Source organism: Paenibacillus sp. IHBB 10380 (assembly GCF_000949425.1).
Classification (GTDB): Bacteria; Bacillota; Bacilli; order Paenibacillales; family Paenibacillaceae; genus Paenibacillus_AQ.
On record NZ_CP010976.1, the window covers coordinates 592,234 to 606,303 of the forward strand.

General features: G+C 42.6%; 10 protein-coding genes. All 10 read left to right on the forward strand.

Features of this window, described 5'->3' with window-relative positions:
* The first annotated feature begins 57 nt into the window (after positions 1–57).
* A complete protein-coding gene (locus UB51_RS02535) occupies positions 58–2,238 on the forward strand; it encodes a RelA/SpoT family protein (RefSeq protein WP_044875929.1) in 2,181 nt (726 codons plus the stop codon).
* Positions 2,239–2,271: 33 nt separating this feature from the next.
* A complete protein-coding gene (gene dtd, locus UB51_RS02540; protein WP_044875930.1) occupies positions 2,272–2,721 on the forward strand; it encodes a D-aminoacyl-tRNA deacylase in 450 nt (149 codons plus the stop codon).
* A 379-nt stretch (positions 2,722–3,100) separates the two neighbouring features.
* Entirely contained in the window at positions 3,101–3,550 is a 450-nt protein-coding gene (locus UB51_RS02545) for a hypothetical protein (protein ID WP_044875931.1), read from the forward strand.
* Positions 3,551–4,092: 542 nt separating this feature from the next.
* Positions 4,093–5,337, forward strand: coding sequence for a histidine--tRNA ligase (hisS, locus tag UB51_RS02550; protein ID WP_044875932.1), 1,245 nt, complete (start codon positions 4,093–4,095; stop codon positions 5,335–5,337).
* A gap of 85 nt (positions 5,338–5,422) precedes the next feature.
* The gene (aspS, locus tag UB51_RS02555) at positions 5,423–7,201 is read left to right on the forward strand and encodes an aspartate--tRNA ligase (protein ID WP_044875933.1); all 1,779 of its coding nucleotides are present in this window, start codon (positions 5,423–5,425) and stop codon (positions 7,199–7,201) included.
* Between the two features lie 19 nt (positions 7,202–7,220).
* Complete coding sequence (locus UB51_RS02560) at positions 7,221–7,976, forward strand: tRNA threonylcarbamoyladenosine dehydratase (protein WP_044875934.1); 756 nt, start codon at positions 7,221–7,223, stop codon at positions 7,974–7,976.
* Between the two features lie 175 nt (positions 7,977–8,151).
* A complete protein-coding gene (locus UB51_RS02565) occupies positions 8,152–9,450 on the forward strand; it encodes an NCS2 family permease (protein ID WP_044875935.1) in 1,299 nt (432 codons plus the stop codon).
* Positions 9,451–9,751: 301 nt separating this feature from the next.
* Positions 9,752–11,935 (forward strand): HelD family protein, encoded by a 2,184-nt coding sequence (locus UB51_RS02570; RefSeq protein ID WP_044875936.1) that lies wholly within the window; start codon positions 9,752–9,754, stop codon positions 11,933–11,935.
* Between the two features lie 373 nt (positions 11,936–12,308).
* A complete protein-coding gene (locus UB51_RS02575) occupies positions 12,309–12,611 on the forward strand; it encodes a CD3324 family protein (RefSeq protein WP_234405619.1) in 303 nt (100 codons plus the stop codon).
* 119 nt (positions 12,612–12,730) lie between these two features.
* The gene (locus UB51_RS02580; protein ID WP_044875938.1) at positions 12,731–14,038 is read left to right on the forward strand and encodes a replication-associated recombination protein A; all 1,308 of its coding nucleotides are present in this window, start codon (positions 12,731–12,733) and stop codon (positions 14,036–14,038) included.
* Positions 14,039–14,070 lie beyond the last annotated feature (32 nt).

A 14,070-nucleotide genomic window follows, 5' to 3' on the forward strand; every position in this document is an offset into this window, starting at 1 on the left:
CACAGAAGGAAAGAGTCGCGGGTTCCATTTTATATAGAAGGGAATCGGATAGGACTAGTGGGCATAGAGCGATTACTCGAAAAGGCTGAAGCCTATACAAAAGAACATGATCTGATTCGCATTCGTGAAGCGTATGAATTTGCAGACCTAGCTCATCACGGTCAAGTGCGCAAATCAGGAGAACCCTATATTTTGCATCCGCTTGCGGTTGCAGATATTGTCGTGAGTATGCAAATGGATACACTTTCCATTATTGCTGCTCTTCTGCACGATGTAGTTGAAGATACTACGGTCTCCTTAGAGGATATCCGGAGTGAATTTGGCGACACCTGTGCGATGTTAGTGGATGGATTGACCAAGCTAGAACGTATTCAATTTCGTTCTAAAGAGGAACAGCAGAATGAGAATTACCGTAAGATGTTTATTGCGATGGCCCAAGATATTCGAGTCATTGTTATTAAATTAGCGGATCGGCTTCATAATATGCGCACGCTCAAATTTCAGTCAGAAGAAAGTCAACGTCGAATTGCTTATGAAACGTTGGAAATTTTCTGTCCTATTGCTGATCGGTTGGGTATCTCTGCTATTAAAGGAGAGATGGAGGATTTATCTCTGCGTTATCTGAATCCACAGCAATATTATCGGATCGCCAATCTTATTCATAAGAAACGGGCTGAACGTGAGGAATTTATTGAGACCGTTATCCTTCGGATTAGAGAAAAGTTAGATGAGATGGGTATCGAGGGTGACTTGTCAGGTCGTCCCAAACATATTTACAGTGTGTTTAACAAGATGACTACGAAGAACAAACAATTTAATGAAATTTACGATTTGCTTGCCATTCGCATTATTGTGGACAATATTAAAGACTGTTATGCGACTCTGGGGATTATTCATACCTTGTGGAAGCCAATGCCTGGACGGTTTAAAGATTATATCGCGATGCCGAAGGCAAATATGTATCAATCGTTGCATACGACAGTTGTAGGACCGAATGGTGAGCCTACAGAGGTTCAGATTCGGACATGGGATATGCATAAAACGGCTGAATTTGGTATTGCTGCTCACTGGGCATATAAAGAAGGCAGTGCTGTAACTGGAAATTTCGAGAATAAAATGACATTTTTCCGTGAAATTTTGGAGCTTCAACATGAGGCAAAGGATGCATCTGAATTTGTCGAATCGCTCAAAATGGACTTTTTTGCTGACCTTGTCTTCGTATTTACTCCTAAAGGCGAGGTTATTGAATTACCGTCAGGGTCTGTTCCGCTAGATTTTGCATATCGAATTCATACAGAGGTTGGAAATCGAACGATAGGATCTAAAGTGAATGGTCGAATTGTGCCTTTGGATCATAAGCTGAAAACTGGGGACATTGTCGAAATTATGACATCTAAGCATTCTTACGGTCCGAGTCAGGATTGGCTCAAGATCGCTCAGTCTTCCCACGCCAGAAGTAAGATCAAACAATGGTTTAAGAAAGAAAGACGGGAAGAGAATGTCGAAAAAGGTCGTGAATCTGTTGAGCGCGAACTGAAGCGACTAGGTCTAGAGCCTTCTGAATGGATGGCAGACGACAAAATGATAGAAGTAGCTAAAAAGTTTGCTTTCAATGATATTGATGATATGTTGTCAGCAGTAGGATTTAGCGGTATTACAGCTTCGCAGATTTGTACACGTCTAACGGAGAAAATGCGTAAGGAACAAGAAGAAGCGAATCTGCTTGAATTGACCTCAGAGATTAAAGAGATCAAAGCGCCAACAACGGACAAGAAAAATCGCCCTACGAATGGTGTTCGTGTTAAGGGAATTGATAATCTGTTAGTTCGTTTTGCCCGCTGTTGTAATCCAGTCCCAGGTGATGAGATTATCGGTTATGTTACACGTGGACGTGGAGTATCCGTCCATAGAAGTGACTGTCCGAATATCCCTACTGCAGATGATGGAGAAGAAGCAGCACGGGTAATCGAAGTGGAATGGGAGAATCAGATTGAGGCTAACTATAGCGTTGACATAGAAATTACAGGTCACGATCGGAATGGCCTACTTAATGCGGTACTACAGGCTGTGTCTGAGACCAAGACGAACATATCGGCAGTAACAGGACGTTCGGATAAGAATAAAATGGCTCAGATGCATATGACCATCCTTATCCGAAATACGGATCATCTTCAATCTGTCGTAGAGCAGATCAAACGTGTGAAAGATGTTTATACGGTTCACCGTATTATCCAGTAATGTGGAGATAAGCACAAGGAGTGAGCATGACTTATGAAAGTGGTTATACAACGATGTAAGGAAGCTCGGGTCACCGTTGATGGCGAGCTTGTCGGTGCCATAGGACAAGGCTTAATGGTCTTAGTAGGGGTTACCCATGAAGATACGGAGAAGGACGCTAAATATTTAGCGGACAAGGTATCGGGACTGCGAATATTTGAAGATGCTGAAGGTAAAATGAACTTCAGTGTACTTGATACAGGAGGGGCAATACTTTCCGTATCTCAGTTTACGCTTTATGGCGATTGTCGCAAGGGGAAGCGGCCTAATTTCATGGCGGCTGCGAAGCCTGAGATGGCTAATGTCTTGTATGAATCTTTTAATCGTGAATTGATATCTAAAGGTCTACAAGTGGAGACAGGACGTTTTGGTGAGATGATGGATGTCTCCTTAACGAACTGGGGACCCGTGACGATAATTATAGATAGTCGGTTATCCGCATAGTTCATTCTGACGTTGGACATGATTAGAGTAAGGTTTCACCACACATCATGATCATGTCAAAGGAGTACTGCGGAATGCGTCAATCTCCAAAGCACAGTTCCACACAATGGCTGCCCTTGATGTCAAAAGGGAATCTTTATGAAGCTCTTCAGATGGATAGATCTGCTAATGGCTTGTCCTTTTCTATGACTCTGGAATATCCTAAAGGCAACCGAAGTGGGAGTATTCCAAGAAATTAAAAGTATATTAATTGAGCTGGAAATATATCTCTCTTCGGGACAACCTGCTGTGTAGCGGGTTGTTTTTTTGTTGCGTGTTATAAAAAGATTACATTCGGGTAATAACAAACAGATCGTATTTATTATGAGGAGGGCTTAAAATGGCGAAGCATATACAGGCATATTTTAAGACAGAAAACCAAGCGGAAATCTCAAAAACGACATTGCTTACTTACAAAACGGAACACTTAGAAGTGAGTAAACTTACGAATGCCATCGGAAGAAGAAGTAATGTTCTAATTCCATTAGTTGCGAACGATCCTTCTGGAAATGTATTTACGGGGAATGTTGTAGGCGTTGGGAGTACAATGGGTTCTGTCACACCTGGAAATGTAGTTCCTATAGTTGAAAGAAGTGATACCGCGAATTCAAATGTACCAGACGAGGAAAACACGGATGAGCAGGGAGCCTTACTGGAATCAGGAGATGTTACTATGGATGATTACGATGACTTGAGGTATGTACTTGTCGCAAAAGTTGAGGATATTCATTATCATGAGATTGTGCAAAAATTACGTCAAAATGGGGCACATATTGAAAGTTTAGATTAAAACATTATAAGGAAGCGCTTTCTATTCTGTAATATAACCGTAATATTAACTACATGTTCTCTTAACATTGTCTGTCTATAATAGACCTATGACCCCCTTTTTTAATATAACCTTGGACCTGCAATGTTGATTGCAGGTTTTTTTCTGTCATAATATGATGTCATGTCTTGACTTTAGTGCGCTAGTTCATTACAATCTAACAATAGTTTATATTTGATTCAATGACGGGAATAAGTACTCCGCGCCCCACAAGATCAGAGAAGAATCCCTTTGGCTGTAAGGATTCTCTTGATGACCGGAAGAATGACCTCCTCGAGAACAGTCGGCGAAAGACATATGTAGTAGCTGTACTGCGCTGAACGGGCGTTAATCGTGTAAAGCAGATACCCTAATGTAGTTAATTAGGGGTGTTATCTGGAATGTGGGTGGTACCACGGGTGATTTTATTTATAACAATCTCTCGTCCCTGGGTCTTTTTGAACAGGGCGAGGGATTTTTTTGTTATCTTATAATGTATGATTTTGTAAACGGAGGTAAGTTAAATGGCCTTTCAAAAACCGACAGGAACGCAGGATTTGTTACCTGGTAGCGTAGAAAAGTGGCAGTTTGTCGAAGAAAAAGCACGAGATTTGTGTCGACGCTTCAACTATCGTGAAATTCGTACGCCCATGTTTGAGCAGACGGATCTTTACGTACGGGGTGTAGGTGATACAACGGATATCGTGGAGAAGGAAATGTACACTTTCAATGATAAGGGCAATCGTAGTATGACCCTTCGTCCGGAAGGAACAGCAGGTGTGGTACGTGCTTACGTAGAGAATAAACTCTACGGGGAACCCGATGTTAGCAAGTTATATTACATTGGACCGATGTTCCGCTACGAGCGTCCGCAAGCAGGACGTTACCGTCAGTTCCATCAGTTCGGGATTGAAGCTTTTGGAGCGACAGATCCAGCTATTGATGCAGAGGTAATATCGCTTGGTTATCAATTCTGCCGTGAGCTAGGACTTCAAGGAGTAAAGGTGGAAGTGAACTCTGTCGGTAATCCTGAAATTCGGGAAGCTTACCGTGAGAAATTGCTGGCGTTCTTAAATCCCATGAGAGAGACCCTATGCAAAGATTGTCAATCCCGAATTGATCGCAATCCGATGCGGGTACTGGATTGTAAAATAGACCAGGGTAAGTTTGACGATGCACCTTCCATTCTAGATAGTCTTGATGAAGAATGCAGTAGCCACTTTGCGAAAGTGACACAACACTTGGATCGTATGGGAGTCGATTATACCGTCAATCCAAGACTGGTTCGTGGACTTGACTATTACACACACACGGCCTTTGAATTTAAGGCAGCAGGCATTGGGGCTATTGATACCATTGGAGGCGGAGGACGCTATAACGGTCTTGTGAGTGGTATTGGTGGACCTGATCAGCCGGGTATAGGAATAGGTATTGGTCTTGAACGTATTCTTCTCATTCTTGAGGATCAACAGATTGAGCTAAATGCTGCGAAGCCGCTAGATGTATATTTGGTTGCTTTGGGTGAAGAAGCCGAAACCGAGATTACGAAGCAAGTATTCAAACTACGTCAGCTGGGGATTTCAGCAGAACGTGATTACTTAGGACGTAAAATGAAAGCACAGATGAAATCGGCGGATCGCCTCCATGCTCGGTACACAGCTATTTTAGGTGACAATGAGCTAGAACGTGGTGAAATCGCTTTGAAATCGATGGAAACAGGTGAGCAGCTAACCGTCAAATTGGATGAGCTATCTCAACATCTTATTTAAAACGCCTATAAGTGCGTGTTCAAAAAGTTGACTTTTTGAACAACCTCTACATGGCTAATTATATTAAAAGGAGATTGATGAACACATGTTTAGGACCCATCAATGCGGAAATTTAACAACAGCAAATATTGGTGACACGGTTACACTGAACGGTTGGGTGCAGACTCGCCGTGACTTAGGAGGCGTATTATTCATTGATCTACGTGATCGTAGTGGAATTGTACAAATCGTATTTAATCCATCCTACTCTGGGGATGCATTAGCGATTGCTGATAAAGTTCGCAGTGAATATGTTTTATCTGTAACAGGCAGCGTTGTACAACGTGATGCAGAGACAGTTAATGCTAATCTGCCAACAGGACAAATTGAAGTCCGCATTACAGATATCGAAGTCCTGAATGGCGCTAAGACACCTCCATTCTTCATTGAAGATGGCGTAGAAGTTGATGAGTCGTTACGTTTGAAATATCGTTACCTTGACTTGCGTAGACCTGAAATGCAAAAAACGCTTATATTGCGTTCCAAAGCAGCTAAAATATTCCGTGATTTCCTTGATGGAGAAGGTTTTATTGACGTTGAAACTCCAATACTAACGAAAAGCTCACCGGAAGGTGCTCGTGATTACTTAGTACCAAGTCGTGTGCATGCAGGCGAATTCTTCGCATTGCCACAATCACCACAAATTTATAAGCAACTACTGATGGTAGGCGGCTTAGAGCGTTATTATCAAATTGCACGTTGTTTCCGTGATGAAGATCTTCGTTCTGACCGTCAACCTGAATTCACCCAAGTCGACATTGAGACATCTTTCATAGATCGCGATACGTTGTTAGCTATGATGGAACAGCTTATGGTGCGTCTGTTCAAGGAAACGATCGGTGTAGAGCTATCCATGCCATTCCAACGTATAAGCCATGCAGATGCTATGAATAAGTACGGATCAGATAAGCCGGATCTTCGTTTCGGTATGGAACTTATCGAGATGAATGATCTTGTAGGAAATAGCGGAGTAAAGGTATTTGCTTCTGTTATTGAAAAAGGCGGAGAAGTGAAGTGTCTAAATGCCAAAGGCTGTGGAACATGGAGCCGGAAAGAAATTGATGAGCTAGGTCCGTACGCAGCTCGTTATGGTGCGAAAGGACTAGCATGGATTCAAGTGAAAGAAGGCGAATTCAAGGGTCCAATCGTGAAGTTCTTTACAGAGCAAGAAATTGAAGCGATCAAGGAACGTACTGGAGCTGAAGAAGGCGACCTCTTACTCTTCTCTGCAGATACGAAGAAAGTGGTTGCGGATGTACTGGGCGCATTGCGTCTCAAAATTGGTCGTCAATTAGGATTAATCAACGATAAAGAATTTAAATTTGTATGGGTGTTGGACTTCCCATTACTTAGCTACGACGAAGACCAAAAACGCTATATAGCAGAACACCATCCTTTCACTCGTCCGAAGGATGAGGATGTAGCACTGTTCGATACAGATCCATTACAAATGCGTGCTGAAGCTTATGATATTGTACTGAATGGCTATGAAGTTGGTGGGGGCTCCATGCGGATTTACCAACGTGATATTCAGGAGAAAATGTTCGATGCGTTAGGTTTGTCACCAGAAGAAGCGTATGACAAGTTTGGTTACTTACTAGATGCTTTTGAATATGGTACTCCACCTCATGGGGGGATTGCTTTTGGATTCGATCGTCTGGTTATGTTATTGACGGGGCGTACCAACCTGCGTGAAACCATTGCATTCCCAAAAACAGCTAGTGCTACGGATCTATTAATGAACGCTCCGTCTGAGGTTGAGAACGTACAGCTAGAACAGCTTCATATCAAGCTGGCCAAAAAACCGGGTGAAGACAAGAAATAATAAAGGAGACCTTCTTACGATGGTACATCAATTCTCACGTACGGAACTTGCAATTGGGCCAGAGGGCCTTGAAATCATGAAGAATAGTACGGTGGCCGTGCTAGGGATCGGAGGAGTGGGCTCCATTGCGGTGGAAGCCCTTGCTCGTACCGGTGTGGGCCGTATTATCTTAATTGATAAAGATGTGGTGGATATCACAAATATCAACCGCCAAATTCATGCCTTGTTAACGACGGTAGGTCAGAAAAAGGCCGATCTGATGGTCGAAAGAGTCAAATTGATTAATCCAGAATGTGAAGCTATCGCGCTTAATATGTTCTATACAGATGAAACCTATGAAGAACTGTTTAAATATGAATTGGATTATGTTCTAGATGCGTCAGATACGGTCTCTTACAAAATTCATATTATAAAAGAGTGCTTGAAGCGGAACATTCCAATGATTTCGAGTATGGGTGCAGCGAACAAGATGGACCCGACTAAATTCCAAGTGGCGGACATATCCCAAACAGAGATGGACCCGCTTGCTAGAGTGATTCGTACTAAGCTGCGCAAGGATGGCATCAAGAAGGGCGTTAAAGTTGTATTCTCGACAGAGAAACCGATCAAGCCGCGTGAAGATGTGACGCAGCAGATTGTACCAGAGAATGCGCCTGAGATTCGTAAGGCGAAACAGCCGCCTGCTAGTAATGCCTTTGTGCCACCTGTGGTAGGTTTAATCATGTCTAGTGTAGCTGTGCGTGATTTGCTGTCAAAGGAAGGAATAGTGACCTGAAACGGAGAAATTCGCGCAGTGTGAAGAGTAAATCTGCTACAATTCCTGTAGAATAATAAAGATTTTTATTAAAAGCGTGGTACCGGGATCCAATGGGTGTCCGGTACGCATGCTTTTTTGTGCGGGATATAGGGGTATACTATATCGAGAATTATACAAGATGGGGGTTCTTTACTTGAGATTAGGATTTTGGAATAGAAGCTTGGGGATTCGACCAGAGGATAACTGGAAGACAGAATTGTTTGCGGGGATTATTTCGTATTTCTCTGTGGTATACATTGTCATGGTTAACGCTGCGATACTACACGATGCGGGGATGCCTATACAGGCAGCCATGGTAGCAACGCTTCTTACTTCTATTGTAGGTTGTTTGTTGATGGCCTTTGGCGGTAAGTCACCAATAATAGTCGTACCAGGTATGGGTATTAATGCCTTTTTCACATACACGCTGGTTCATTCCATGAAGCTAAGTTGGCAAGAAGCATTAGCCGTGGTGACAGTAACAGGAATTCTATTCGCGATCGTAGCATTTACGTCGCTGTATCGAATGATCAGTCAAGCGATTCCTTCAAATCTACAGCATGGGATTACAGTGGGGATTGGTTTATTTCTAACATTTATTGGACTTCAAAAAAGCGGAATCGTGATTGCACATCAGACTACTTTTGTAGCTATTGGACATTTCAATGATCCCTCTGTTATTGTGGCTTGTGTAACACTACTTTTGGCTCTCGTTCTATTTGTGCGTGATGTAAAGGGAGGACTACTGATCAGTATCCTTGTCGGGACGGGGCTGGCTTTCCTTCTAGGTGCAGTAAATACTTCACAGAAGGTAGAAGCGGGACAGACTTTTCAGCAATATGGAAAAGTATTTGCTCAGTTATCTTGGTCCAATATGGGTCAAATGGTGTTCTGGATAGCTATATTTCTATTACTGCTGATTGTGGTGTTCGAGAATATCGGTCTCATTGCTTCGCAGGTCGCTATGATTGACCGGCCGGAGAATTTCAAAGGAAGTTTGCGAGCGTTGGCGGTGGCCAATATATTTGCGGGTATATTCGGTAGTAGCCCGGTCGTGGCTGCAGCAGAGTCTACTGCTGGAATTGCAGCTGGGGCACGGACAGGGTTGTCATCTTTAGTATCAGCAATCTTATTTGGGGCAACGTTTTTTATTATACCTATCCTAACCTTAATTCCTGATAGTGCCATTGCACCGATTCTAATTGTGATCGGTGGGTTGATGGTACAAAGTGTGCGAGAAATGGACTTTACGGATCTTACGGAAGCTTTTCCTGCCTTTTTAATCATGGTTATGATTCCCTTCACATACAGTATCGTAGATGGTATGGCGTTCGGTTTCATTGCTTATCCAATCGTTAAGTTGGCTCAAAACAGGGGACGCGAGGTTTCGCCAGTATTATACGGTATTTCGTTACTGTTTGTAGCTAACTTTGTATTAAATGCACTACTTTAAAATAATGTTGTTACATAGTTATTGCGGGGTTGGGATTGTTCTTCCGATCGCTGCTGTCTCAAAATAATTAGAACAATAAAATATAACAGATAATTTGGCTAAGAGGTATCTTCTACAAGTAGAGGGTACCTCTTCTTAGTTACTATTCGTCAGAGAAGAGGGCTATAGTGTCACGGCTTGCCTTGTGATATACTTAGTATCCTTTTTGTGTCTATTTCAAAGAGGAGGGCAGACGGGGTTCAGAGGCCAAACAAATGAGCTCAAGTATTGCTACACAATAACTTTTAGGAGGTAACTGAAATTGGAGGAAAATTTTCAAAGTGCCTATCAAGAGGAAGAGAACAGGCTGAACGCAACCGTCTCAGAAATTGATAACCAGCTTCAAAGATTGCGTGGGATAGATGTCTATACGGGTCATGATTTCACGGAGCAAATTTTGGAGGCTGGGCGTGAAGAGAAGCGTCAGGATTTAAATAAAAGCCTGCAAGAGCCGTATTTTGGCCGTTTAGATTTTCAAAGTACCAAGGATCAAGATCGAAAGCCGCTATATATCGGCAAAATAGGTGTGGATCGTGAAGTGATCTCCGATCAGCCACTTGTCATTGATTGGCGTGCTCCGGTAGCGAGTCTATTCTACTCATTTACCGGTGGAGACGAAGCAGCAGCTTATGAAGCGCCGGAAGGACTAATTGAAGGTCTTGTGTACCTGAAGCGTAACGTCGTTATCCGTAAACAGATATTAGAGCGAGTTGCGGATACGTTTAACCGTGAGAGTGAACAACCTGCTGTATCTGATGAGTTTCTAGTCTATCGGCTTGGTGAGAATAAGGATAACCGTTTACGTGATATCGTCTCTACGATTCAGGCTGAACAGGATAAAATTATTCGTGCAGCGAAGAATACAGCGCTCATTATTCAAGGTGTCGCAGGTAGTGGTAAAACAACTGTAGCACTACATAGACTAGCCTTTTTGCTGTACCAATATAAAGATCAAGTATCTGCTGAAAAAATGATTATTTTTGCACCAAACCATATGTTTTTGGATTATATTTCTGACGTGCTTCCTGAATTGGGGGTCGGAGATATTCAGCAAAGTACATTCGCTGATTGGGCTATGGATGTACTTGAACTAGACCTACCGCTAGTAGATAATTCACAGACGTTGGATTATTGGTTTGAAGGTTCTGGAGGAACACGCGAAGTCAATGATGAGGTATCCGGTAGATTCAAGGGTTCCTTAGGGTTACAAAAAATGATTAAGAGCTGGATAACTGCCTTAGAATCATCCTCTGTTCCAGATGTAGATTTTATTCCATGGGAAGGTGCTGTACTGCCACAGACCCAGATTCTATATTGGTATAATGAAGAATATAAACCTTATCCTCTTGCCAAAAGAAAAGAACGAGTGATGGCGAGAATACATCGCTGGGTGGAAATGGAGCTCAAAAAGTCACCGTCTGAAGCCGTATTTAAGGATCGAAAGAAAAAGGCAGCCCAGCGAGAGAAAAGTTACGCAACGAAGTGGCCGAAATACGAGCCTTTAACTTTATATAAACAAATGTTTCGGGCGATCAAAGTCCCTACAGGTTCGCCAGAGGAGTTGCTACTAGGCATTCCTGTGCATGTTCTGAAATCAACGCAAAAGGATCTTAAACAAGACTTGATCCGTGAGGAGGATCTTCCTGCCCTTCTGTACATTCATTATTTATTGAATGATATGAAGAGTGAGCAACGATTCGATCATATCGTCATTGATGAGGCGCAGGACTTTTCACCTTTTCAGGTAGCCGTATTAGATCTATTTGTTCGAGGCCATTCTTTTACGATTCTTGGTGATTTATCTCAGGGGATCCACGCTTATCGTGGTGTTCATCATTGGGACGAGATGAGTTCATTATTTGAACCCGAGCATACTGCTTATTTCGCTTTAACTCGAAGCTACCGTTCTACCATGGAAATTATTGAATTTGCCAATGGTATTTTGGAGAAGGGTGTGGGCAGTGATTTAATGGCTGTACCCGTGTTCCGTAGCGGAGATGCGGTACGGTTGATTCAATATAGTGAGCATGGTCGATTGAATAATCTGCGTGATGCATTATCAAGACTTTCCTCAAAGGAATATCGGACGGTAGCGATTCTGACAAGGACGCTTCGAGAAGCCAAAGCGTTGTATGAGCAGATGGTAGGAGATGTAGAGGATCTGCATTTGATTGATGGTGGGAAGCAAGCTTATGAAGGCGGTTTGTCTATTCTTCCAGTTTATCTGTCAAAAGGGCTTGAATTTGATGCCGTCATTGTAGCGGATGCTGATCTTGAACATTATGGACCTCAGGCTTGGGATGCTAAGCTCATGTATGTAGGCTGTACCCGTGCGTTGCATGAGTTGTGGGTTCTCCATGGTGAACATGTGCCAGATTATTTAGGAAACTCTCAAGAGGAGATTATGGTTCACGGTTGGCCGGAAATTGAAGAAGCTACTAGGTAAAGAACACTTATAGTTATTCTTTCACTTGAGTCTACCCCTTGTTATATGAGTTAATAAGGGTGTCGGAACCGACTAAATGCTCTGAAAGGAGGCTGATTGAATTGATCACAGTATACGAGGTGGTTTCCGCGTAACGCGGAAGCCTCGCAAGAGGGAGACCATACGCGGTCTCCCTTATTTATTTGATGGGGAGTATTTGTTTGCTGGACTATCCTAAATTTGTAGGGGGCTCCCTTGTATATGAACAGCATTATTAATTATAATGTAATTAAAGATTTCATGAAATTTACAATTAGAGAGGAGGCGAAATCAATGGGTAAAAATAATTATGCTATTGGATCAGATAACGGAAAATGGTTCAAGGAGGACGTTGATTATCGCAAATTACAAAAATGGCAAGGATGTGCTTCCACCTCATTTGTTGAAGGAGCTTCAACATTATATTGAGGGAGAATTAATATACATTCCTAAGAAAAGCAATCAACGTGTGGGTTGGGGTGAACTCAGCGGTACACGTCAAATGATTACGAGTAGAAATGAAAAAATATTTGAATTGTATTCTTCGGGTCATTCCGTGGAGAATTTAATGCAATCTTATCACTTGTCGGAGGATAGCATCCGTAAAGTTATTTTTAAGATGCGCACTGAACATGGAAAAGCAACGATTCAAAGTTAGGATAATAAAGTTAACTAAAGCAAGGAAACCGATGTCCAAATGGATCTTGGTTTCCTTGCTTTATTTGGAGTGTGATATGATATAGAGGTATGAAATTAGCACAAGGAAGTGAGAAATGCATGGATTTATTTTCTTTTCAGCAGGAATCGGACTTGGGGTCACGTCTACTGGCAGACAGAATAAGACCGGTGAATCTGGATGAATATATCGGACAAGAACATATTATTGGTCCAGGAAAGCTTCTTAGACGAGCAATTGAAGGCGACCAAATATCCTCCATTTTACTTTACGGTCCACCTGGATCAGGTAAAACAACATTAGCACATATTATTTCGTTTCATACGAAGGCCGAATTTGTAAGATTGAACGCGGTTGAAGCTTCCGTCAAGGATGTTCGAGAGGTTATTGAACGTGCGCAGAGTAACAAATCGTTATATGGCACGAAAACAATTTTATTTCTAGATGAAGTCCATCGTTTCAATAGCTCTAGACAGGATGCATTACTACCGGCCGTGGAGAAGGGAACTATTATTTTTATTGGGGCTACAACAGAGAATCCTTTTCACTACGTAAACGGCGCTTTGATGAGTCGATCAACGCTGTTTCAGCTGAATGCACTGACGAAGGAACATTCTTTAATAGCTATGAAGCGGGCGCTTGTGGATGCGGAGAAGGGCCTTGGCTTCATGAAGCTACAAGCGGACGATGAGGCGTTGGATCATATTGCCACAATGGCCAATGGTGATGTACGTCGTGCATTGAATGCCTTGGAGTTGGCAGCGATGACGACACCACCAGAGAATGACGGTACCGTTCACATCACGCTGGAGGTAGCAGAGGAATCGATTAGACGCCCCCTTGTCAAAGCAGATGAATCTACCCAGTATGATGTGTTATCAGCTTTTCACAAAAGTATTCGTGGCTCCAGTGATGCTGCGTTATTCTGGTTCCTCTATGCTGTAGAGAAGCTTGGAATGGACCCTATGGTGTTCCTACGGCGTCTGATTGCAGCGAGTAGTGAAGATATCGGACTTGCTAATCCACAAGCTATGGTACAGGCTGTGAGCGCGTTAGAGGCATACCGTAACAACGGATGGCCTGAAGCGAAGCTTAACATTTCGCAAGCGATATTGTTCGCTGTAGAAAGTCCTAAATCTAATGCGGTATACACGGCTATTTCACGTGCGATGTCGGCGATAGAAGATATTAGGTCAGCAGAGGTACCACTTCATCTCCGAGATACCCACTACAAAGGGGCTGTGAAGCTTGGACATGAAGGATATAAATATCCTCATGATTATCCACAGCATTACGTGAAACAGAATTACCTTCCTACAGAGATATCAAAGCGAGTGTTCTATCAGGCTACTGAGCAGGGAAATGAATCTAAAATTAAGCTGAATCAGCAGCGACGGTTAGAAACGTGAAAATGATAGTTGAAGCACAGAAAAAGGACCTG